This window comes from Pelomonas sp. Root1237 (genome assembly GCF_001425055.1).
GTDB lineage: Bacteria > Pseudomonadota > Gammaproteobacteria > Burkholderiales > Burkholderiaceae_C > Pelomonas.
Genome location: NZ_LMDK01000012.1, coordinates 303,560 through 323,546 on the forward strand (window position 1 = coordinate 303,560; position 19,987 = coordinate 323,546).

Below are 19,987 nucleotides of genomic sequence, written 5' to 3' on the forward strand. Positions count from 1 at the left end.
CTTTGCGGTGGGTCGTGATCACGTGCTGTCCCGCACTACGCGCTCTTGGACCGCTCCCGCGCCTCGTGCAGCGTCGCCAGCGTGATCTTGCGCACCTCGGCCTTGCTCTGTTCGACATGGCTGCGCAGCAGCAACTGGGCCTGCTCGACCTTGCGCTGCATGACTGCGCGCAGGATCTTGGCGTGCTCAGCGTAGGTCGCCTCGATGCGGTGGCCGCGCGTGAAATCCAGGTGCCGGATGATGCGGATCTGCTCCGTCACGTCCCAGTGCACACGGGCTATCTCGGCGTTGCCTGCCGCTCTCACCAGCGTGGCGTGGAAGGCCTCGTCCAGCATGCCCACCTCGCGGGCATCACTCAGTCGCTCGGCGGCGGGGACCAGCCAGATGTCCTTCAACGATTCCAGCTCCGGCGGCGGCGTGCCGGTGTGCGTGCACAGCCGCGCCACGGCGGCCAGCTCCAGGACGACGCGCAGGTCGTAGAGCTGCTCCAACCTGCCGAAATCGATCGGCCGCACGGACCATCCCGACTTGGCCTCGACGTCGAGAAAGCCCTCGTTGCGCAGCTTGAAAAGCGCCTCGCGCACCGGCGTGCGGCTAACGCCCAGGCGCTGGCCCAGTTCCGCCTCCGAGAAGCGGTCGCCCGGTACGAGCTGGAAGTCGTTCAGCTCGGCCTTGAGCCGGGCGTAGACCTGCTCGGCCAGATTGGGACGGCCGGCACGCGGGGCGCTGGCAGAAGAGTCGACGATGGCCCGCATGCCGGCGATCTTAGCCAGCGGGCGGGGTGAGCAAGCTCTTCTGCTCAGCGAGCATGTTCAACGGCGCACCTCGCGCTGGAAGATCTCCAGGCTCTGCTTCTTGGCCGTGATGAAGCTCGGCTCCGACAAAGTGGCCACCGTGCGCGGCCGCGGGTCCTCGTACTTCAGGATCTCGGCCACCCGGGTCGGCCGCTTGGTCAGCAGCAGCACCTCGTCGGCGAGGTACACGGCCTCCTCCAAGTCGTGCGATACCAGCATCATGGTCGTGCCCGTCTGCATGAAGACCTCCTGGAGCTTCTCGCGGATGAACAGCGTCATCTCGAAGTCCAGCGCCGAGAAAGGCTCGTCGAGGAAGAGCACCTCGGGGCCGGGTGCCAGCGCACGCATGATGGAGGCCGTCTGCTGCTGCCCGCCCGAGAGTTCGTAGGGGTAGCGGTTCAGGTCGAACTTGACGTCGAAGCTCTCCACCAGCTCGGCCATGCGGCGGTCCACCTCGGCCTTGCTGCGGCCTTCCATCTTCAGCGGGTAGGCGATGTTGTCGATGGTGCGCATCCACGGGAACATCGCCTCGCGGTAGTTCTGGAACACGTAGCCGATCTTGGTGTCCTTCAGGCTCTTGCCGTCGAACAGGATCTGACCCGAGTCGATGGGAATCAGCCCGGCGATCATGTTGATCAGCGTGCTCTTGCCGCAGCCGTTGGGGCCGAAGACGGACACGATCTTGTGCTTGGGGATGTCGAGGTTGAAGTCCTCGTACAGCGGCCAGCCTGCGAAGTATTTCGTCAGCCCGCGGATGGTGATGTGGGTGCCGGCGGGACCGGGCTGGAAGGCGCGCACGGGCACATCGGGCACGACCGGGGCGTTGATGACGGCGGACATGGCGATTACCTCCCACTCCAATGGACGATCTTGCGTTCCAGCACCAGGAACAGGATGTTGAGCACATAGCCCAGGATGCCCGCAGCCAGGATGGCGGCGTACATGGTCTTCACGTTCAGCACTTGCTGCGCGTCGATGATGCGGTGGCCCAGGCCGTTGTCCGAGCCGATGAACATCTCGGCCACGACGACGATCACCAGCGCCATCGACACCGCCGAGCGCAGGCCGACAAAGCTGGGCTGCAGGCTCTCCCACACCAGCACGTCCTTGAAGATCTGCCAGCGCGAGGCGCCCATCACCTTGGCCGCCATCACCCGCTGCTTGCGCGCATTGATGACGCCGTAGGCGCTGTTGAACACCACGATCAGCAGCGCGCCGAAGGCGGCGATGGCGATCTTGTTGATGTCCGATACGCCGAAGATCAGCAGGAACAGCGGGATGAGTGCCGACGACGGCGTGGAACGGAAGAAGTCGATCAAGAACTCGACGCTGCGGTAGGCACGCTCGTTGCTGCCGAGCAGCACACCCAGCGGCACGCCGACGACGGCGGCGATCAAAAAGGCCTGCACCGTGCGCCACACCGTGGTGGCGAAGTCCAGCAGCAGCGGCCCGCCGGCCAGGCCCACCACCAGCGTCTGCAGCGTGGCCAGCGGCGGCGGCAGCAGGATGGGGCGGATGAGGCCGAAGCGCACCACCAGGTCCCAGATGATGAAGAGGATCAGCGGGCCGATGAAGGGCAGCAGCTTGGCGACGTTGAAGCGCGGCAGGCGCACGGCGGGTTGGCCATCGGCGGCTTTTTGCCAGGGCGGCGTGGCGGCAGGAGCTTGTTCCATGGCTTCAGGCCTTGTAAAGGAGTGAAGCCACGTCGAGCTTCTTCTCGAACACGCCCTTCTCGGTGAAGAGGTCGAAGAACTTCTGGAAGGCCGCCACGTCGCTCGGTGTGAACTCGTTGTAGAGCATGTAGGAGGCCAGCGGCACCTCGCCGGTGAGCGGGCCTTCGATGGCCGTGTAGCCCTTCAGGAAGTTGCGCGCCTGGGCCGGGTCCTTGCGCACGAGCTCGATGCCGCGGGCATAGGCGGCGATGTACTTCTTGGTCTCGGCCGGTTGCTTCTTGATGAACTCGGTTGTCAGCGTGGCCGAGCCGCCATGCCACGGGGCCAGCGGGTCGCCGAGGATGTACTTGGCGATGACGCCGGCCTCCAGGACGCGCGTCGTGCCGTTGAGCCGGCCCACGGTGCCGGTGGGCTCCAGCGTGTAGACGGCGTCCACCTGGCCGGCGGCGAGCGCGGCCACGTGCTGGCCGATGGGCAGCTCGGTCACCGTCGTGCCTGCGGCGCCGGCGCGCTCCAGCACGGCCATCGCCAGCGTCTTGTTCTGGATGCCGGGCCCGCTGGCTACGCGCTTGCCCTTGAGCTCGGCCAGCGTCTTGACGGGGCTGTCCTTGGGCACGAGGAACTGGTCGAGCACGTACTTCTGGTTGCTCGGGTTGGTGGCGATGATCTTGAAGAGGCCGGGCGAAGCAATCTCGCCCACGCCCAGGTTGCCCGAGCCGGTGCCGTTGGAGCTGCCGTCGCAGCGGCCGGCCAGCATGGCCTCCATCACCTGCTGGGCGCCGGCGAACTTGAGCGCCTCGACCTCCAGCCCCGCTTCCTTGAAGTAACCCTTCTCCACCGCGGCATAGAACGGCAGCCCGGCCGCCACCGGCCAGTAGCCGATGCGGATCTTGGGTGTCTGGGCACGCACCAGTGCGGGCGCGCCCAGCGTGGCCACGGCGGCCGCCGCGCCCAGCAGGGTGCGGCGCTGGGGTTTGAACGAATCGGTCATGGTCGGCTCCTTGGGTGATTGAGAGGGGGAGGCAAGAAGGGGTGAGGCTTCAGGCGGGGTGCAGTTCGGCCATGCGGGCCCGCCAGCCTTCGCCGAGCATGGCCGGGTCGTGCGGGCCGATGAGGCCGGCATGCGCGCCCAGCCACTCACGGGACGGCGCGCCGTCCAGATAGGCCTGGTGCCAGTCTCCAAGGGTCAGAAGGCTTCGCTCGGTCATGGTGCACATGCTGGTATACCAATCGGTACGCCAGCATCAAGCGTGCCAGTTTGCGGCGCGCCTGCCTCTGCGCAGGTTCTGCATGTGGTGTACCGGGCGTCGCTCGGTCTGCCGCTTTCTGGCAGTCCTCCTTCAAGCCTTCGCGGCTGAGATCGCGTGCCTCGCCGTGGGGCGTTGATGCACCAGTCGGCGGTGCGGGGCGCCCTTGACACGTTTCGATGATTAGCTAATCATCAAGCCATGAACAAGGTCTTCAAAGCCCTTTCCGACCCCACCCGTCGCCAGGTGCTGCAGCTCCTGAGGCAGGGCCCCTTGAGCGCCGGTGAGCTGAGTGACCAGTTCCATGTCTCCAAGCCCACGATGTCGGCGCACTTCACCGTGCTGAAGGAGGCCGACCTCGTACACGCCGAGAAGGCGGGCAAGTCCGTCCTGTATCACCTGAAGCTGTCCGTGCTCGAAGAAGCGCTGCTGGGCTTCGTCCATTCGTTCAGCCCGAGCGCCGACGCGCCGGAACCCAAGAAGGAGATTGCGCGATGAAAGCTGACCTGATTGAAGGCCTTGCGTGGGGCGGCGGCATCGTCGCCGTGGCGTTGGGCATGACCTGGGCGCGCAAGCTGGGCTATGCGGACGGCGAAAACGTCACCCGGGTGGTCATCGCCATGAACGGGCTCATGATTGCCTGGTATGGCAACCGCATGCCCAAGCGCTTCTTCCCGAGCGAACTGGCCCGCAAGGTCAACCGGCTTGGGGGCTGGTCCATCACGATCAGCGGGCTTGTCTATGTGGCGCTGTGGGCCTTCGCTCCGATCCCCGTGGCAGTCGCCGCGGGTTCCGCCTCAGTCCTGGCGGGGGTGGCTGTGCCGCTGGTCTATTGCCTGTCGCAGCGGGACAAGTTCAAGAGCGCGACGTGAGCGGGGTGATCTGCCTGCAAGCGCACTCGAACCCACGCCTCAGCCCACCGTCCGATGGCTCACCTCCACCAGGACCCCGCCGGGCGCGTGGCAATAGAACATCAGGCTGCCGCGCATCACGCGCGGAGGCTGCGCGAGTTCGATGCCTGCATCCAGCATCCGTGCGTGCGCGCTCATGACGGCCTGCTCGGAAGCGAGCAGAAAACCGATGTGAAAGGTCTTCGGATACATCGGCTCGGTGGCATCTTTCGCCCGGGTGAGGACGAGCACGAAGCCGCCTTCACCATCGAGGATCGCCATGCCGTCGTTGCCTTTGATCTGGCGCAACGTGAAGCCGAAGGCGGCCTCGAAAAAGGCGGTGGCTGCGGTCACATCAGGCACTGAGAGATCGAGGTGGTTGAGTTGCATTGATTTGTCCTTTGAGTCAAATGGACTCGACCGGATCACAACGCGAAGCACCGTCGGCACCCGCTTTGCCACACAGACGAGCCCGCAGCGCGAAAGGCGCTGAGGTTCGTCGTGGGTTCTCATGCAATGCATGGAGCAGAGCTCTCGTCAGAGAGGGGTCGGGCTTACCGAAAAACCGACCCTGCCTTTTTCGACATCGCCAGCGTAGCCATAGGCTCTTGGCATGGCGCGACGGTTTCGTCAGCCACCCTCAGTGGCCGTAGCGCGTCAGCCCCGGCTCCAACGGCTGGGGATCGCCCAGAAGATCAGCAGCCCTATCAGCGATACGGCCGCCAGCACATGCGGCGTATCGAGCGGCCGGTTCCCATCAGCAAGCAACGCAGCGGCACCGCAGGCCGCGATGCTGATCGCCACCCATTGCGCCCGCCTGACCCAACGCGCCCAGCGGCGCTGCTGCGATGAAACTCCTTTGGGCGCCAGCGCCGCCATCACCCGCAGGCTGAAGCCAGCGTCATCGGGCTCGGTGCCGTTCTGCATCTGCTCCCGCAGCACGTCATCAAAAGAAGCGTCGTTGTCGTGGTTCGTGGAAATCGTCATGGCGTGGGCTCCCATGCTTGCAGTTGCGCGCGCAGCTTGGCCTTTGCGCGCAGCACTTGTGTCTTGACCGTGCCGAGCGGCCAGCCCAGCACCAGCGCCGCTTCGGCGTGGCTGAGGTCGGCGCCGTAGCAGAGCAGGAGCGCGTGGCGCTGGGGCTCGCTGAGATCGGCCATGGCGCGGTCGAGGTCGATGCGCCAGTCGGCGCCGTGGGCGAAGTCGCTGTGTGCGCCCAGCTCCGGCGGTGCGTCGTCCACCAAAGGCAAAGCCGGCCGTTCGGCCGACAGCGCGGAATAGGCCAGCCGCGTGAGCCAGGTGCGAAAGCGCGCCTCGCCGCGGAACTTGGGCAGGGCGCGCCAGGCACGCACGAAGGCTTCCTGGGCCAGGTCGTCGGCACGGCCTTGGTCGCCGCGGCAGACGCGGCCGAGCAGCTTGCGCAGATAGCCCTGGTGGGCTTGCACGAGGGCGGCGAAGGCCGCGCGGTCACCGGCGGCGGCACGGGCCACCAGGCGATCCTCTTGCAGGACCGCTTCGGTCGGCGCGGCGGGGACGCCGGAGGTCACGGTTGCGGGGATTGCGGCGGTTGCTGCTTGCGTTCGACGGCCCAGTACACCGCCAGGCCCAGCCCCAGGAACAGCGGAATCAGGCCGATGCTCCAGAGCCAGGCGCCCGGCATCATGGCGTTGAACATGCCCATCAGGCCGAGGCCGACGCCGATGTTGATGACCGCAGGCACGAGGATGCGGTTGGGGTTGGCCTGGTCGCGCTTGGCGCGGTGCCAGTCGCTGTCCTGCACGTCGCCCAGCAGCTCGGGCGGGATGGGCTGGCCGGCGCGGGCCAACTCGCGGATGGTCTCGTGGCGCTGGCGCTCGGTGTGAGCCTTGCCCAGGTAGTGGGCCACGATGGCGACGATGGGAATCAGCAGCGACAGGATCGGGATCATCAGTGGGCTGATTTCCTGAAAGCGGTCGAAGAACATGGGCGGGCTCCAGGGAAACGGGTGGATGGTGCTTCCTTGGAGCGCCCGGCCGTGGCGTTTGGATTCAGCGAGCGAAAGAAAAAGCACTGTCGCACCCCCCTCAAGTTGAGGGTTTTTGAATGTCAAAGAAATTTACACCCCTAGATCAAACTAGGGATATGAGCTCGCTAAGCTATTGATTTTTAAGAAATACTGCTGCCTGGCACGGCCGTTGCATTGTGGGGATCATTGAAATTTCTTGAGGAGATCCGCCATGAAGTTGGCTTCTTTCGCAGCTGCAATCCTGACGGCTTCCCTTTGCAGCCTGGCCAACGCGGGCATCGTCTTCACGTTCACCGAATCCGGCGCTAACGTGGTGATGAACTCCTCCGGCACCATTGACACCAGCAAGCTGGTGCTTCAGCAGGGCGTGTCTGGCTGGGGCGGCACCGGTATCGAGGAGAACGGCAACCACGACATCATGGGCGGCACGGCCGTCGGCGGCGTGAACATGTCCTTCGGTTTCCACGCCGGCACCGCTTTCTCGGCCTGGTCCGCTGCGAGCGGTCCCTGGGCCCAATCCAGCTTCAACACGACGGTCGACGCTGGTCACAAGGGCTTCACCACCTACGTTCGCCCCGTCAGCACCCAGCTTCCGGGCATCGGTATCGAGCGCGAAGACCTGGAAGGCACGTTCTGGTCGCCCGATCAAGCCTGGACTTTCCACAACGCCTCGTTCGCCTCCCTGCAGATGTTTGCCGGCACCTACACCGTGACCGACGCGCAGACCGGTGAGTTCATCACCTTCCAGATCGGCGCCGCCGGCAATCAGTTGCCCGAGCCCGACGCGGCGGCCCTGGTCGGCCTCGCCCTGCTGGGCGCATACGCTGCCCGTCGCGCCAAGGCAAAGAAGGCCTGACCCCTCGGTTCGGTCAACGAGCCACGAAGGCGAGTCGCAATGACTCGCCTTCGTGGCTTTTTTCGTTGTTGGTTGACCGACTCGACGATCCGGCCCCGCGAGTCCGGAACCTATCGCGGCGTGCCGAAGTCCTGCGTCCAGTAGCTGCGGTAGGCGGTGCTGGCGTTGCCCGCCACGCAGGCCACGCCGATGTCGCGGAAGGTCGCGTTCATCAGGTTGGCGCAATGGCCATCGCTCTTCATCCAGCCGTCCACCACCTCGGCCACGCTGGCCTGGCCGGCGGCGATGTTCTCGCCCAAGCTGCTCCAAACATAGCCGGCGGCGGTCGCGCGGGTGCCGAGGGTGCTGCCGTCGCTGCCGGTGTGGCTGAAGAAGTTGTGCGTGACCATGTCGTCGCTATGCGCCACGGCGGCCTGGGTCAGCGCGGCGTTCCAGGTCAGATCAGGTGCCGGGCCGAAGGCGCCCTGAGCGCCGCAGGTGGCGCCACTGCGGCGCCGGGCGTTGACGGCCGCCAGCATGTCGGCCTGGAAGTTGGCGAGATCGCAGGTGATGCGCGTTCCGGCGGTCGGTGGTGCCGGCGCTGGAGCCGGTGCAGGGGCAGGGGGCGTTGTCGGCGTGGTGGTGGCTGAGTCGGAGCCGCCACCGCCGCAGCCGGCCAGCGAAACCAGGGTCGCCACGGCGAGAGGCGCCAGGCGGGACGCTCTCGCGCGGGTGGGTGAGGGTGGCGCGGGGAAGTGGCTCATAGGCCCGCAGCGTGGCACGCCCTGGCCTGGCGCCGGTTACCGGGTGCAGCCCACGAGAGCCGGCTCGCAACATCCCTACACAAAGACGGCGATATCAGGCCTTGGGAGCGTGGCAGACCGCTTCGATGTTGTGGCCGTCCGGGTCGATGACGAAGGCGGCGTAGTAGTTCGCGTGGTACTTCGGACGCAGGCCCGGTGCGCCGTTGTCGGCGGCGCCGGCGTCCAGCGCCGCGCGGTAGAACGCATCGACCTGCTGGCGTGTCTGCGCCATGAAGGCGAGGTGCAGATGGGCCGGCTTCTCCTGGGTCTCGAACAGGCACAGGCTGGTCACCTGGCCCTCGATGACGAGCTCGATGCCGTAGCTCGGCTCGCCTTCCGCGCCCGCCGTGACGCCGAGCGGCGCCAGCGCCTTCAGATAGAAGGCCTTGCTCGCGGCGAAGTCGCTGACGCCGAACTTGACGTGGTCAAACATGAGTTCTCCTTTGATCGCGCAATCTGACCAGGCTGCGGCTACAGCTGCCACCAGCCCGGCAACAAGGCCCGCACCTCGGGTCGGGCATAGCGCTTGTCCAGCAGCCACACCCAGCCGCGGTCGTCCACGGAGCGCAGCACGCGGCCGGCGGCCTGCACGACCTTTTGCATACCGGGCACAAGGTCGGCATAGCCGTGGTCGGCGCCGAACAGGGTGTCCAGGCGCTCGCGCACCTGGTCCTGCAGCGGTGACACCGGCGGCAGGCCGAGGGTGGCGATGAAGGCGCCGATCAGCCGCGTGCCGGGCAGGTCCACGCCCTCGGCGAAGGCGCCGCCCAGCACGGCGAAGCCGATGCCGCGGCCGCCCTCCACGAAGCGGTCCAGGAAGGCGCGCCGTGCCGCGTCGCCCATGGCGCGCGACTGGTTCCACAGCGTGACCTGCGGGTGCCGCTGCGCCAGCCGCGCCGAGGCCTTGTCGAGGTAGTCGAAGCTGCTGAAGAAGGCGAGGTAGTTGCCGGGGTGCTCGGTGAACTGCTGGGCGAGCAGGTCCACCAGCGCGTCCAGCGATGCATTGCGATGTTCGTAGCGCGTGGACAGGCGGTGGGCCACCTGCACGGTCAGGTGCTCGGGCGGGAAGGGCGCGGGCACGTCGATCCAGGCGGTGTCCTCGGGCATGCCAAGCAGCTGGCGTTGGTAGTCGGGCGGCCCGAGCGTGGCCGAGAACAGCGTGACGCTGCTGAGCCCCTCGAAGCGCTCCTTCAGGAAGTGCCCTGGCACGACGTTGCGCACCGACAGCAGCACGTCGCGACCGTCGTTGGGATCGTCCTCGTCGTCGTCTTCCAGCAGCGAGAGGTTCCGTGGCGCGTCCAGCGCCGGCTTGGGGTCCCCCGGAGCGGCGCTGCGCTGCAGGTCGCAAATCGAATGGGCATCGAAGCGGTCCAGCAGGCGCTGCAGGCCCAGCACCTCGAAATAGAACTGCAGCATGGCCCCGACGTCGAGCGGGTGGTTCTGCACGTGCTCGCCCAGGGCGATGTTGACGCGTTGCAGGGCCTCGGCGAGGGCGTCGGGCACCGTGTCCAGCGCCTGGTAGTCGCCTTGCTGGCGGCGGCTCAGCGTGGCCAGTTCCTTGGCCAGCCGGCGCAGCGGCGGGCGCAGGCTGGCCGGCGCTTCGGCAATGACCTCGCGCACGCGCGCCAGGCTGAGGCTGACGCTGTACATGTCGCGGGCGCGGTCGATGAGGTTGTGGGCCTCGTCCACCAGCAGGGCGAGCTTCCAGCCCTGAGCCTGGGAGAGGCCGTAGAGCTGGCCATAGGGGTCGAAGGCGTGGTGTACGTCGCCGACGACGACGTCGGCCCAGCGCAGCAGCTCCTGGCCGAGGTAGTAGGGGCAGACGTCATGCTGCAGTGCGATGCGGCGCTGGGCAGTGGGGTCCAGCCAGGCCGTCTGCACGGCCTCGGCGCGGGCGGCGGGCAGCTTGTCGTAGAAGCCGTTGGCCAGCGGGCAGGCGTCGCCATGGCAGGCCTTGGTGGGGTGCTCGCAGGCCTGCTCCTTGGCCACCAGCGTCAGCACGCGCAGCGATTTCGTCGGCGTGTGTTCTCGCAGCGCATGCAGGGCCTCCAGCGCGGTGATGCGGCCGGTGCCCTTGCAGGTCATGTAGCCGATCTTGTCGAGCTGCTGCAGCGGCATGGCGCGCAGCAGCGGGTACAGCGTGCCCAGGGTCTTGCCGATGCCGGTGGGCGCCTGGGCCAGGAGGCAGCGGCCGTTGGCGGCCACGCGGTAGACGGCCTCGGCGAGCAGGCGCTGACCGGGGCGCAGTTCGCCCTTGGGGAAGGGCAGGGCGCTCAGGTCGGCGTCGCGTGCTTTGCGGTGCTCCGCCTCCTGTCGTGCCCAGGCCTCGAACTGCCGGCAGCGCAACTCGAAGGCGGCTTGCAGCTCGCTGGCCGTCACCTTCTCGCGCAGCACGGTCTCGTTTTGCGTGTCGGCATCGACGTAGACGAGGGCCAGCTCCAGCTCGCTCAGGCCACGGTCGGCGGCAATCAGCGCGCCATAGGTCTGCAGCTGGGCCCAGTGCAGGGCGCGGCGGTTGTCGGGAATGGCCTCGACCGGACCGCGGATGGTCTTGATCTCCTCCAGCCGGTTCACGTCGGCCTCGTAGCCGTCGGCCCGCCCGCGCACGCGCAGGTTGCCGTGGACGGCCTCCAGCGGCAGCTCGGTCTCGTAGCCCGGCGAACGGCGCGCCAGCACGGCCATCTGGCCGGCCTGGCCCTCCAGCGCCGTGGCCGAGGGCGTGAAGCGGCGGTCCAGGCTGCCGCGCTTGGCAGTGAACTCGCACAGGCTGCGTACTGAGACGCTGTAGCTCCAGTCGCTCAAAACAAGCTCAGGTTGTCGAGCGTGGGCAGGGGCTCTGCTCGCGCTGGCGCCGGGGGCGGCACCTCGCTCGCATGCACGAGGTTGCCGATGCGCACGCCCATCAGCCGCAGACGCTTGTCGAACGTGACGCGCTTGAGGCACAGGCCCACGGCATGGCGGATGTCGGCGGCACTGGTGATGGCGGCCTTCAGCGTCTGGTCGCGCGTGACGGTGACGAAGCCCTCGAAGCGCAGCTTGATGCCCACCGTCTTGCCAGCGTAGTGCTTGCGGGCGAGATCGCGCGACAGGCTTTCGCACAGCTCGTCCATGATGCCGCCGAGCAGGGCGCGGTCGTGCACGGCGTGCAGGTCGCGCTCGAAGGTGGTCTCGCGGCTGATGGACACGGGCTCACTGTGCGTGACGACGGGACGCGAATCGCGGCCATGCGAGGCGGCGTGCAGCCACTGGCCGTAGCTTTCGCCGAACTGCTCGACCAGCCAGGCCGGGTCGGCGGCGGCAATGTCGCCCACCGTCTCCAACCCCAACCTGACGAGCTTTTCCCCCGCCTTGGGGCCGATGCCATTGATCTTGCGCACGCCCAGGGGCCAGACGCGTGTGGGGATGTCGTCCAGCGTCAGTACGCTGATGCCGTCGGGCTTGTCCAGCTCACTGGCGATCTTGGACAGCAGCTTGTTGGGTGTGACGCCGATGGAGCAGGTCAGGCCGGTGGCGCGACCCACCGAGTTCTTGATCTCGCGGGCCACCGCCTTCACGCCGCCCAGCGGGTCGTGGCCGACGGCGTCGCGCACGCCAGGCACGTCGCTCAGGTCGATGTAGATCTCGTCGATGCCACGGTCCTCGATGACCGGTGCGACTTCGGCGACGGCGGCCTTGAAGAGGCGCGAGTACTTGCGGTAGCTGTCGAAGTCGGCCGGCAGCAGGATGGCGTCGGGCGCGCGCAGGGCGGCTTTCATCAGGCCCATGGCCGAGAACACGCCGAGGTCCCGCGCGGCGTAGGTGGACGTCGTGACGACGCCGCGGCCGGTGTAGTCGCGCAGCTTGGAGTAGCGCCAGCTGCCGTCTTCCAGCTGCTGCGGCGCATCCGCCCGCCGGCCACCGATGACGACCGCCTGGCCCTTGAGCTGCGGATAGCGCAGCAGCTCGACGGACGCATAGAAGGCGTCCATGTCGAGGTGGGCGATCCAGCGGTCGGGCTGTTGCATGGCCTGGATTGTCACTGGGAAAAAAGACAGGGTCTGGCAGCATCGGCAGAATGCCCCGACCTTGATGGAAAGACGCTCCATGCGCGCCCTGCTGCTGCTTTGCACCTGCCTGCTGCTGGCCGCCTGCGCCAGTGCCCCGATGAACCCGCCGCGCAACAAGCCGGTGGCCGTGCAGACCGTGCAGCGCGCACCCATGCCGCTGGATGCCGATACCGTCGTCGCGCTGAGTTTCTCGGGTGGTGGCCTGCGTGCGGCGGCGTTTTCCTACGGCGTGCTGGAGGGACTGCGCGAGCAGGCGTCGACGCCAGGGCGCACGCTGCTGGATGAGGTCAGCTTCATCACCAGCGTATCGGGTGGCTCGCTGACGTCGGCCTACTTCGGCCTGCACGGCGCCGAGGGCCTGCGTGAGTTCCGCGACAAGGTGCTGCTGCGCGACGGCGAAGCCAACCTGCGCTTCAGCCTGCTCAACCCCAACAACCTGCGGCGTCTGTTTGCCGGTGGCCTGAACGATCGCAGCGACTTCAACGACTGGCTGGAGAACGATGTCTTCAAGGGCGCGACATTCGCCGACATGTTCAAGCGCTCGCGGCCCGTGGTGTGGATCAGCGCCAGCAATGTGCAGTACCGGCTGGCCTTTCCCTTCCATGAGCGTGCCTTCGATGCGCTGTGCAGTGACCTTGCGAGTTATCCGGTCTCCGAGGCGGTGGCGGCGTCGATGGCGGTGCCGCTGCTCTTCGCGCCTGTGGTGCTGGAGCGCTTTCCCGATGCCTGCCAGGTGCAAATGCCGCCGGGCCTGGCGGTGCGCCGGGACGAGCGCGACGACCAGTACCGGCTGCGGCTGGCGCTAGCGCGGTTGTTCCGCGACAACGCCGACCCCAAGGCGGGCCGCTATCTGAAGCTCGTCGACGGTGGACTGACCGACAACCTCGGCCTGGTGGCCATCCTGCAAAGCCGCGTGCTGCTGAACACGCCCTATGGCCCCATCCCCGAGCAGGACGCGGCGACGATGCGCCGCCTGCTTTTCATCGTCGTCGATGCTGGCCAGGGCCCGAGCGCGGACTGGGCCCGCGAGGTGGCCGGCCCCTCGGGCATGGAGATCGCATCCGGCGCCGTCGACACGGCCATCGAGAGCACCATGCGCATGAGCTACGCGAGCTTTGTGCCCATGGTGCGCAATTGGGAGCGCGACCTGGTGACCTATCGCTGCAGTCTCAGCGACGAACGCAAGGCCGCGCTGCGGGCGCTGAACCCGGAATGGCATTGCGAGGACATCAAGTTCAGCGTCACCCAGATCAGCTTTGCTGATTTGCCCGAGACCGAGGAGCAGGCACTGAACGCGATTCCGACGCGGCTCAAGCTGCCCGCGGAGCAGATCGACAGGCTGATCAATGCTGGACGCCAGGCGACGGCCCAGGATGCCGGCGTGAAACGATTCTCGAAAGCCGTTCAGCGCGGCGACTGATCGTTAACCGGATATCTGATCGGCATTGGGTGGCAATCTCCTGACGGGTCATTTCAGCGCAATGGCCTAACCCTAGGGTTTGCCGCATGTCGAGGGAATTTCCACCTTCAACCGTGGGGGCATTTCAAGGTTGCCTGCGGTGCTCGTCCTACTGGACCGTCCTACAAGCGGCGAGGTGTTGGCATGGTTGATGCGCTAGGGATTGTGCGTCGCCCCAAAGCGTGTCGTTGCGTCAACAGGGCCTGCAAAACATTGCCCACACTGGAGACAAACAGATGATCAAGAAGATGCTTGCCACGGCGGCTTTCGCCGGCCTGGCCCCGCTCTCGGCGCATGCCGCCTTGACGATGTTGACGGCGGCGGATGGTTGGCCGCCTGCGGGCAGCAGCGGCCTGGAGACCGTGCAGTTCGCCGCTGTGGCGGCCAGCGGTGTGAAGGTCGCCGTCGGCGCCCATGCGTACAAGAACAGCGCCTTTCTGGCCAATGACGGCGTGCGTAACTTCCAGGCGCAAGGTGGCGTCTACCTGCCAGACGGCAAGAACTACGCGAACTGGAGCTTCGACTTCGCCTACGACATTCGGGGCTGCCAGGGCTGCAAGATCTGGCTGGGCATCGACACCGACAGCAGCGCCGCCGTCAGCTACACCGACATCGACCTGCTGACCGCGGGCCTGCCGACGTTTTTGGGCGAGTCGTGGAACCTGGAGATGTCCTTCCTGACGACACCGGGCTTCAACTTCAACCCGTATGCGGCCAGCTCGACGGACTTCCGCCTCTTCGTCACCGATGCGGCCGGCGCCACCCTTGCGACCACCGACATCACCGTCAATGTGCCCGAGCCGGCGTCGATGGCCCTGGTGGGCATCGCACTGGCAGGCTTGGCGGCAGGTCGCCGTCGCCGTGTCTGATCTCTCGCAGGGAAAACGAAGCAGCGGCCCTCGGGCCGCTTTTTTTCATGTGACGTGAAAGCGGCTCACCACAGGCCGTGCACCTGCGGTGCAATGCGGCGCTGGTAGAGGTCGGCCAGCGACTGCATCAGCGGCGCAGGCAGGGCATCGAGGTCGGCGGCGCTGACGTTCTCATCCACCTGCGCGGGCGTGCGGCCGCCGGGGATGGCGGTCGTGATGGCTTCGTTCATCAGGATCCATCGCAACGCGAGGCGGGCCATGCTGATGCCAGGCGGCAGCAGCGCACGCAGCTCTTCGACGGCGGCCAGGCCCTGTTCATAGTCGACGCCCGAGAAGGTCTCGCCCTTGTCGAAGGCCTCGCCCTGGCGGTTGAAGCCACGGTGGTCGTCTGCACCGAAGCGGCTGTCGCGCGTGAACTTGCCGCTCAGCATGCCGCTGGACAGTGGCAGCCGCGCCAGCACGCCAACCTGCGCTGCCTGGGCCGCAGGCAGGAAGGCTTCGGCGGGCCGCTGGCGGAACAGGTTGTAGATGATCTGCACCGACTGCACGCCAGGGAACTTGAGCGCCGCGAGGGCCTCGTCGATGCGCTCGACGCTGACGCCGTAGTGCCGTAGCTTGCCCTCGCGCACCAGGTCGTCGAGCGCGCCGAAGACCTCGGGCATGGCGTAGACGGCGCTGGGCGGGCAGTGCAGCTGCAGCAGGTCCAGGCTGTCGGTCCCGAGGTTCTGCAGGCTGCGCTCGATGAAGGGCCGCAGATCGCGGTAGCCCTCGGCGATGTGCGGGTTCAGGCGCCGACCGGCCTTGGTGGCGATGTAGAAGGCTTCACCGGGGCGCTCGCGCTTGAGGCGGGCCAGCAGGCGCTCGCTGTGGCCATCGCCGTAGACGTCGGCGGTGTCGAAGAAGTTCACACCGCGGTCCAGCGCCCGATGCAGGGCCGCCATCGCGGCGCTGTCGTCCGTATGGCCCCAGGTGCCGCCGATGGCCCAGGCGCCGAAGCCGATGGCAGAGATGTTCCAGCCAGTGCGGCCGAGGGAGCGGTAGATCATGGGAATGCCAGACAGTGGATGCGAAATGGTATCGCAACCATTTGATGGGAAAGAAACGGCCCCACGAAGGGGCCGCATCGGTTCAAAGAACTTCGGAAGCGAAATCCGCCAACCGCGAGCGCTCGCCGCGGGCCAGCGTCACGTGGCCGCTGTGGGCCCAGCCCTTGAAGCGGTCGACCGCAAACGTCAGGCCTGAGCTGCCTTCGGTCAGGTAGGGCGTGTCGATCTGCGCCAGGTTGCCCAGGCAGACGATTTTGGTGCCCGGTCCGGCGCGCGTGATCAAGGTCTTCATCTGTTTGGGCGTCAGGTTCTGGGCCTCGTCGATGATGACGAACTTGTTCAAGAAGGTGCGCCCACGCATGAAGTTCAGGCTTTTGATCTTGATCTTGCTGCGCACCAGGTCATTGGTGGCGGCACGGCCCCATTCGCCGGCGGTGGAGCCACCCTTGGCCAGCACCTCGAGGTTGTCGTCCAGGGCGCCCATCCAGGGGCCCATCTTTTCTTCCTCGGTGCCCGGCAGGAAGCCGATGTCCTCGCCCACGGGCACGGTCACGCGGGTGACGATGATCTCGCTGTAGCGGCGGTCATCGAAAACCTGGGCGAGCGCGGCGGCCAGCGTCATCAGCGTCTTGCCGGTGCCGGCGGTGCCGGTCAGCGTGATGAAGTCGCATTCCGGGTCCATCAGCAGGTTCAGCGCGAAGTTCTGCTCGCGGTTGCGCGACGTCACGCCCCAGACGGCGTGCTTCTGATTGCCGTAGTCCTTCAGCGTGCGCAGCACGGCCGTCTTGCCGGTGATCTCGGTGACCTTGGCGTACAGGGGCGTCTCGCCGGGCGCCTCCAGGTAGACCAGCTCGTTGATCAGCAGCGTGGGCACGAGCGGGCCGCTGATGCGGTAGTAGGTCGTGCCGCCCTGCTGCCAGCTCTCCATGGTCTTGCCATGGCGGTCCCAGAAATCCGAGGGCAGCGCCTGGACGCCGGTGTAGAGCAGGTCGGAGTCTTCCAGCGTCTTGTCGTTGCGGTAGTCCTCCGCCGGCAGGCCCAGGGCGCGGGCCTTGATGCGCATGTTGATGTCCTTGGACACCAGCACCACTTCCCGGCCTGGGTGCAGGCCTTTCAGCGCCTGGACGACGCCCAGGATCTGGTTGTCCGCCTTGCCCTGGGGCAGGCCTTGCGGCAGCGGCGCATCGATCAGCTCGGTCTGGAAGAAGAGCTTGCCTTCGGCTTCGCGGTGGCCCGTGCCGGCCAGGGCCAGGCCCTTGGCCATCTCCTCGATGCCGCTGGTCTTCAGGCTGGCGGCGAGCTGGTCCAGTTCGCGGCTGACCTGGCGCACGTTGCGGGCGACCTCGGTCATGCCCTTCTTGTGGCCGTCCAGCTCCTCGAGCGTGATCATGGGCAGGAAGACGTCGTGCTCCTCGAAGCGGAACAGCGACATCGGGTCGTGCATCAGCACATTGGTGTCGAGCACGAAGAGCTTGGCGGCGCCGGCGGGTTTTCGCGTGCGTTTGGGCGCGGCGGCTCTGGCCGGCGCCTTGCTGGCTGTTTTTATGGGCAGTCCCGGCCTGGCGGCAGCGGGGCTGGAGGTGGGGGTGGGAAGCCGCAGCACTTCGGCTGTCGGCACCGCGACCGGAGCGGCGGCGGGCGCGACGACGACGGGAGGCGTCGCGCGAGGTTTGCTGGGGGTCAGAGTGGCCGAATAAGCAGAGGCATCGAGGCGGCTGGCGCGTTGTGCAGGAGGCTTAGGCAGTGGCATTTACGGCGGATGGGCGACAAGTGAACCCCACGCGATCCAGGCTCCAGAAAGCAAAAAGCCGCACAGGATGAGTGCGGCTTTGCAGTCTGTGACAAGGATTCGACCCGGGGCATGAGCTGATTATGCACATACCGCGGGGGCCCGCGATGTCAGCAAACAACGCGTTTTTCGCGCGTCATGTGGCGCCTTGTGCGGCTTAGGCGGCTTCCTTCTTGAGGCCCTTCACGGCCTTCAGCACCTCGTCGACGTGGCCGGCGACCTTGATGCCGCGCCATTCGCCCACCAGGATGCCGTTCGGGGCGATCAGGAAGGTCGAGCGCTCGATGCCCTTGACCTTCTTGCCGTACATGATCTTGTTCTTGACCACGCCGAACATGTGGCAGAGCTTTTCTTCCGTGTCGGCGATCAGCTCGAAGGGCAGCTCCAGGGCCTGCTTGAACTTCTCGTGCGAGGCCATGTTGTCGCGCGAAACACCGAGCACCACCGCGCCGGCCTTCACGAAGTCCTTGTGGCGGTCGCGGAATTGCATCGCCTCGGTGGTACAACCGGGCGTGTTGTCCTTCGGGTAGAAATACAGCACGACCGACTTGCCCAGGAAGGCATTGGCAGTGAACTTCACGCCGCCGGTGGCTTGAGCCTCAATTTCCGGCAGGGGTTTGTTGAGCGCAGGCGTCATTGGGGGGTGCAGCAGGAGTTGTGCTCACGGGGTCCCCGGTTCGTGATCGCTCTGTGAAGCCTTTCACAAAAACAATCTACGCGGGCGCCCGCAAGCAATAGCCCGTGATTATAAAGCCTCCCCGGTCTCCCGACCGGCGGAGGTCATCCCTCAATGAGCAATGCTGCCAGAACGTTGCGGCCTTCACTGGCAAGCACGTTGTAAGTGCGGCAAGCGGCTGCGTTGTCCATGACTTCGAAGCCGATGCGCGCTTCAACCAGCCCACGCCACAGGGCCGGGCTCGGGAAACGCAACCGGGCGCCGCTGCCGAAGACGACCAGTTCGGGGTTCAAGGCCTTGATCGCTTCGAAATGTGCAGGCTGAAGTTCCTCGAAGCGCGAAGGCGCCCAGGCAGCCACGTCGCCTTTCCAGGGGACCAGGACACTCGCCGTGTGCGGCCGGCCGTTGACCCAGACCCCCTGGGCGTCATGGCGCGAAATGCTGTTGCCGCCTTGCGGCTCGTCAAGCTGGAACTTCATCGGGAAAAGGTGCGAAAAGCCGGGCGCGAGTGTCGCGCAGAACGGCAGGCCGCATGCCCGGGCCTTGCTTAAACTCCAAGATCCCCCTTTTTGCACCTTCTTGCACTGCAGCATTGCTGCGCCGGAGCCCCTTTTGAAGCCCATCGCCAAGTCCAGCAAGCTCGCCAGCGTCAGCTATGACATCCGCGGCCCCGTGCTGGACAAGGCGCGCCAGATGGAGGAAGAGGGCCAGAAGATCATCAAGCTGAACATCGGCAACACGGCGGTGTTCGGCCTGACGCCGCCGGACGAGATCGTGCAGGACATGATCCGCAACCTCGGCGACGCCGGCGGCTACACCGACAGCAAGGGCCTGTTCGCGCCGCGCAAGGCGGTGGTGCACTACACGCAGCAGCAGGGCGTCAAGGGCGTGACGGTGGACGATGTCTACCTGGGCAACGGCGCCTCCGAGCTGATCCAGATGGCGATCAACGCCCTGGTCAACGATGGTGACGAGATCCTGATCCCGGCGCCCGATTTCCCGCTCTACACCGCCGTCGTCGGCTTGTCGGGCGGCAGGCCGGTGCACTACCGCTGTGACGAGGGCGCCGGCTGGCTGCCCGACCTGGCCGACATCGAGGCCAAGATCAGCCCGCGCACCCGCGGCATCATGGTCTGCAACCCGAACAATCCGACCGGCGCGCTGTACCCGGACGACCTGCTGCTGGGCATCATCGAACTGGCCCGCAAGTACCAACTCGTCATCTTTGCCGACGAGATCTACGACAAGACGCTGTACGACGGCAACACCCATACCGCCATGGCGTCCCTGGCCGACGACGTGCTCTTCATCACCTTCAACGGCCTGTCCAAGAACTACCGTGCCTGCGGCTACCGTGCCGGCTGGATGATCGTCAGCGGCGAGAAGCGCCATGCCCGCGACTACATCGAGGGCCTGAACATGCTGGCGTCCCTCCGCCTGTGCTCCAACACGCCGGGTCAATTGGCGATCCAGACGGCCCTGGGCGGCTACCAAAGCATCAAGGACCTGGTCGCGCCGACCGGGCGCCTGTGCCACCAGCGCGACCTGGCCTATGAGCTGCTGACGCAGATCCCGGGCGTCAGCGTCGTCAAGCCCAAAGCGGCCCTCTACATGTTCCCGAGGCTGGACCCCAAGGTCTATCCAATAGCCGACGACCAGCAGTTCGCCTACGAGCTGCTCGCCGAGGAGAAGGTGCTGATCGTCCAGGGCACCGGTTTCAATTGGCCCGAGCATGACCACTTCCGCCTCGTCTTTTTGCCCAATGTGGATGATCTGCGTGAGGCCATTGGCCGCATCGACCGTTTCCTGGCCGGCTACCGCCGCCGCCACACTTCCTGATTTCCTGTCCTGAGAG

23 protein-coding genes are annotated in these 19,987 nt (G+C 66.4%); 6 read left to right on the forward strand and 17 right to left on the reverse strand.

The window, feature by feature from the left end; genetic code table 11:
- Nucleotides 1-35: 35 nt before the first annotated feature.
- Genes ASC91_RS09320 through ASC91_RS29345 form a run of 5 tightly spaced genes read right to left on the reverse strand, consistent with a single transcriptional unit; the run spans nt 36 to nt 3,675 of the window.
- Nucleotides 36-755, reverse strand: a complete 720-nt coding sequence (locus tag ASC91_RS09320; RefSeq protein ID WP_056195548.1) for a GntR family transcriptional regulator — start codon at nt 753-755, stop codon at nt 36-38.
- Between the two features lie 57 nt (nt 756-812).
- Entirely contained in the window at nt 813-1,634 is an 822-nt protein-coding gene (locus ASC91_RS09325; RefSeq protein WP_056195551.1) for an ABC transporter ATP-binding protein, read from the reverse strand.
- Nucleotides 1,635-1,639: 5 nt separating this feature from the next.
- On the reverse strand, nt 1,640-2,467 hold the full coding sequence (locus ASC91_RS09330; RefSeq protein ID WP_082532555.1) for an ABC transporter permease: 828 nt from the start codon (nt 2,465-2,467) through the stop codon (nt 1,640-1,642).
- 4 nt (nt 2,468-2,471) lie between these two features.
- Entirely contained in the window at nt 2,472-3,458 is a 987-nt protein-coding gene (locus ASC91_RS09335) for an ABC transporter substrate-binding protein (protein ID WP_056195554.1), read from the reverse strand.
- 49 nt (nt 3,459-3,507) lie between these two features.
- Complete coding sequence (locus tag ASC91_RS29345) at nt 3,508-3,675, reverse strand: hypothetical protein (RefSeq protein WP_157281388.1); 168 nt, start codon at nt 3,673-3,675, stop codon at nt 3,508-3,510.
- A gap of 240 nt (nt 3,676-3,915) precedes the next feature.
- Here ASC91_RS29345 and ASC91_RS09340 point away from each other — a divergent pair, with 240 nt between their 5' ends.
- A complete protein-coding gene (locus ASC91_RS09340; RefSeq protein WP_056195558.1) occupies nt 3,916-4,212 on the forward strand; it encodes an autorepressor SdpR family transcription factor in 297 nt (98 codons plus the stop codon).
- A complete protein-coding gene (locus tag ASC91_RS09345; protein WP_056195559.1) occupies nt 4,209-4,586 on the forward strand; it encodes a hypothetical protein in 378 nt (125 codons plus the stop codon). Before ASC91_RS09340 ends, ASC91_RS09345 begins: the two co-directional genes overlap by 4 nt.
- A 39-nt stretch (nt 4,587-4,625) precedes the next feature.
- On the opposite strand, the gene ASC91_RS09350 is transcribed toward ASC91_RS09345, so the two are convergent.
- The 4 genes from ASC91_RS09350 to ASC91_RS29355 form a co-directional block, all read right to left on the reverse strand.
- On the reverse strand, nt 4,626-4,994 hold the full coding sequence (locus ASC91_RS09350) for a VOC family protein (RefSeq protein WP_056195562.1): 369 nt from the start codon (nt 4,992-4,994) through the stop codon (nt 4,626-4,628).
- Between the two features lie 267 nt (nt 4,995-5,261).
- A complete protein-coding gene (locus tag ASC91_RS09355; protein WP_157281391.1) occupies nt 5,262-5,606 on the reverse strand; it encodes a hypothetical protein in 345 nt (114 codons plus the stop codon).
- On the reverse strand, nt 5,588-6,151 hold the full coding sequence (locus ASC91_RS29350) for an RNA polymerase sigma factor (protein WP_056195569.1): 564 nt from the start codon (nt 6,149-6,151) through the stop codon (nt 5,588-5,590). The genes ASC91_RS09355 and ASC91_RS29350 overlap by 19 nt, the downstream gene beginning before the upstream one ends.
- Entirely contained in the window at nt 6,148-6,567 is a 420-nt protein-coding gene (locus ASC91_RS29355; protein ID WP_056195572.1) for a DUF6249 domain-containing protein, read from the reverse strand. The genes ASC91_RS29350 and ASC91_RS29355 overlap by 4 nt, the downstream gene beginning before the upstream one ends.
- 253 nt (nt 6,568-6,820) lie before the next feature.
- On the opposite strand from ASC91_RS29355, the gene ASC91_RS09370 reads away from it, so the two are divergent.
- Nucleotides 6,821-7,465: a hypothetical protein gene (locus ASC91_RS09370; RefSeq protein ID WP_056195574.1), complete on the forward strand. Its 645-nt coding sequence runs from the start codon at nt 6,821-6,823 to the stop codon at nt 7,463-7,465.
- A 110-nt stretch (nt 7,466-7,575) separates the two neighbouring features.
- Here ASC91_RS09370 and ASC91_RS09375 read toward each other — a convergent pair whose 3' ends face one another.
- The 4 genes from ASC91_RS09375 to ASC91_RS09390 all read right to left on the reverse strand — a co-directional run bounded on the left by ASC91_RS09375 (nt 7,576) and on the right by ASC91_RS09390 (nt 12,251).
- Entirely contained in the window at nt 7,576-8,142 is a 567-nt protein-coding gene (locus tag ASC91_RS09375) for a CAP domain-containing protein (protein WP_200955255.1), read from the reverse strand.
- A 160-nt stretch (nt 8,143-8,302) separates the two neighbouring features.
- Nucleotides 8,303-8,680, reverse strand: coding sequence for a VOC family protein (locus ASC91_RS09380; RefSeq protein WP_056195580.1), 378 nt, complete (start codon nt 8,678-8,680; stop codon nt 8,303-8,305).
- 38 nt (nt 8,681-8,718) lie between these two features.
- Nucleotides 8,719-11,049: an ATP-dependent DNA helicase gene (locus ASC91_RS09385; protein WP_056195583.1), complete on the reverse strand. Its 2,331-nt coding sequence runs from the start codon at nt 11,047-11,049 to the stop codon at nt 8,719-8,721.
- Entirely contained in the window at nt 11,046-12,251 is a 1,206-nt protein-coding gene (locus ASC91_RS09390) for a DNA polymerase IV (RefSeq protein WP_056195584.1), read from the reverse strand. Before ASC91_RS09390 ends, ASC91_RS09385 begins: the two co-directional genes overlap by 4 nt.
- 64 nt (nt 12,252-12,315) lie before the next feature.
- Here ASC91_RS09390 and ASC91_RS09395 point away from each other — a divergent pair, with 64 nt between their 5' ends.
- Both ASC91_RS09395 and ASC91_RS09400 read left to right on the forward strand, forming a co-directional pair.
- Nucleotides 12,316-13,713, forward strand: a complete 1,398-nt coding sequence (locus tag ASC91_RS09395) for a patatin-like phospholipase family protein (RefSeq protein WP_235531917.1) — start codon at nt 12,316-12,318, stop codon at nt 13,711-13,713.
- A gap of 275 nt (nt 13,714-13,988) precedes the next feature.
- The gene (locus tag ASC91_RS09400) at nt 13,989-14,621 is read left to right on the forward strand and encodes a PEP-CTERM sorting domain-containing protein (protein ID WP_056195586.1); all 633 of its coding nucleotides are present in this window, start codon (nt 13,989-13,991) and stop codon (nt 14,619-14,621) included.
- 65 nt (nt 14,622-14,686) lie between these two features.
- Here the strand turns inward: ASC91_RS09400 and ASC91_RS09405 are convergent, their stop codons facing one another.
- The 4 genes from ASC91_RS09405 to ASC91_RS09420 form a co-directional block, all read right to left on the reverse strand.
- The gene (locus ASC91_RS09405; protein WP_056195588.1) at nt 14,687-15,667 is read right to left on the reverse strand and encodes an aldo/keto reductase; all 981 of its coding nucleotides are present in this window, start codon (nt 15,665-15,667) and stop codon (nt 14,687-14,689) included.
- Nucleotides 15,668-15,749: 82 nt separating this feature from the next.
- Nucleotides 15,750-17,417, reverse strand: coding sequence for a PhoH family protein (locus ASC91_RS09410; protein ID WP_056195591.1), 1,668 nt, complete (start codon nt 17,415-17,417; stop codon nt 15,750-15,752).
- 196 nt (nt 17,418-17,613) lie between these two features.
- Nucleotides 17,614-18,093: a peroxiredoxin gene (locus ASC91_RS09415; protein WP_056195593.1), complete on the reverse strand. Its 480-nt coding sequence runs from the start codon at nt 18,091-18,093 to the stop codon at nt 17,614-17,616.
- A 143-nt stretch (nt 18,094-18,236) separates the two neighbouring features.
- A complete protein-coding gene (locus ASC91_RS09420) occupies nt 18,237-18,725 on the reverse strand; it encodes an Mth938-like domain-containing protein (RefSeq protein WP_235531919.1) in 489 nt (162 codons plus the stop codon).
- 19 nt (nt 18,726-18,744) lie between these two features.
- Between ASC91_RS09420 and ASC91_RS09425 the strand changes: the two genes are divergently transcribed.
- Nucleotides 18,745-19,971: a pyridoxal phosphate-dependent aminotransferase gene (locus ASC91_RS09425; RefSeq protein ID WP_056195599.1), complete on the forward strand. Its 1,227-nt coding sequence runs from the start codon at nt 18,745-18,747 to the stop codon at nt 19,969-19,971.
- Nucleotides 19,972-19,987 lie beyond the last annotated feature (16 nt).

Excerpts from the sequence above, each read along its gene's own strand:
- ASC91_RS09320 (WP_056195548.1), bottom strand. The coding sequence starts at position 755 with ATGCGGGCCATCGTCGACTCTTCTGCCAGCGCCCCGCGTGCCGGCCGT.
- ASC91_RS09325 (WP_056195551.1), bottom strand. The coding sequence starts at position 1,634 with ATGTCCGCCGTCATCAACGCCCCGGTCGTGCCCGATGTGCCCGTGCGC.
- ASC91_RS09330 (WP_082532555.1), bottom strand. The coding sequence starts at position 2,467 with ATGGAACAAGCTCCTGCCGCCACGCCGCCCTGGCAAAAAGCCGCCGAT.
- ASC91_RS09335 (WP_056195554.1), bottom strand. The coding sequence starts at position 3,458 with ATGACCGATTCGTTCAAACCCCAGCGCCGCACCCTGCTGGGCGCGGCG.
- ASC91_RS29345 (WP_157281388.1), bottom strand. The coding sequence starts at position 3,675 with ATGACCGAGCGAAGCCTTCTGACCCTTGGAGACTGGCACCAGGCCTAT.
- ASC91_RS09340 (WP_056195558.1), top strand. The coding sequence starts at position 3,916 with ATGAACAAGGTCTTCAAAGCCCTTTCCGACCCCACCCGTCGCCAGGTG.
- ASC91_RS09345 (WP_056195559.1), top strand. The coding sequence starts at position 4,209 with ATGAAAGCTGACCTGATTGAAGGCCTTGCGTGGGGCGGCGGCATCGTC.
- ASC91_RS09350 (WP_056195562.1), bottom strand. The coding sequence starts at position 4,994 with ATGCAACTCAACCACCTCGATCTCTCAGTGCCTGATGTGACCGCAGCC.
- ASC91_RS09355 (WP_157281391.1), bottom strand. The coding sequence starts at position 5,606 with ATGGGAGCCCACGCCATGACGATTTCCACGAACCACGACAACGACGCT.
- ASC91_RS29355 (WP_056195572.1), bottom strand. The coding sequence starts at position 6,567 with ATGTTCTTCGACCGCTTTCAGGAAATCAGCCCACTGATGATCCCGATC.
- ASC91_RS09370 (WP_056195574.1), top strand. The coding sequence starts at position 6,821 with ATGAAGTTGGCTTCTTTCGCAGCTGCAATCCTGACGGCTTCCCTTTGC.
- ASC91_RS09380 (WP_056195580.1), bottom strand. The coding sequence starts at position 8,680 with ATGTTTGACCACGTCAAGTTCGGCGTCAGCGACTTCGCCGCGAGCAAG.
- ASC91_RS09390 (WP_056195584.1), bottom strand. The coding sequence starts at position 12,251 with ATGCAACAGCCCGACCGCTGGATCGCCCACCTCGACATGGACGCCTTC.
- ASC91_RS09395 (WP_235531917.1), top strand. The coding sequence starts at position 12,316 with ATGGAAAGACGCTCCATGCGCGCCCTGCTGCTGCTTTGCACCTGCCTG.
- ASC91_RS09400 (WP_056195586.1), top strand. The coding sequence starts at position 13,989 with ATGATCAAGAAGATGCTTGCCACGGCGGCTTTCGCCGGCCTGGCCCCG.
- ASC91_RS09405 (WP_056195588.1), bottom strand. The coding sequence starts at position 15,667 with ATGATCTACCGCTCCCTCGGCCGCACTGGCTGGAACATCTCTGCCATC.
- ASC91_RS09410 (WP_056195591.1), bottom strand. The coding sequence starts at position 17,417 with ATGCCACTGCCTAAGCCTCCTGCACAACGCGCCAGCCGCCTCGATGCC.
- ASC91_RS09415 (WP_056195593.1), bottom strand. The coding sequence starts at position 18,093 with ATGACGCCTGCGCTCAACAAACCCCTGCCGGAAATTGAGGCTCAAGCC.
- ASC91_RS09420 (WP_235531919.1), bottom strand. The coding sequence starts at position 18,725 with ATGCTGCAGTGCAAGAAGGTGCAAAAAGGGGGATCTTGGAGTTTAAGC.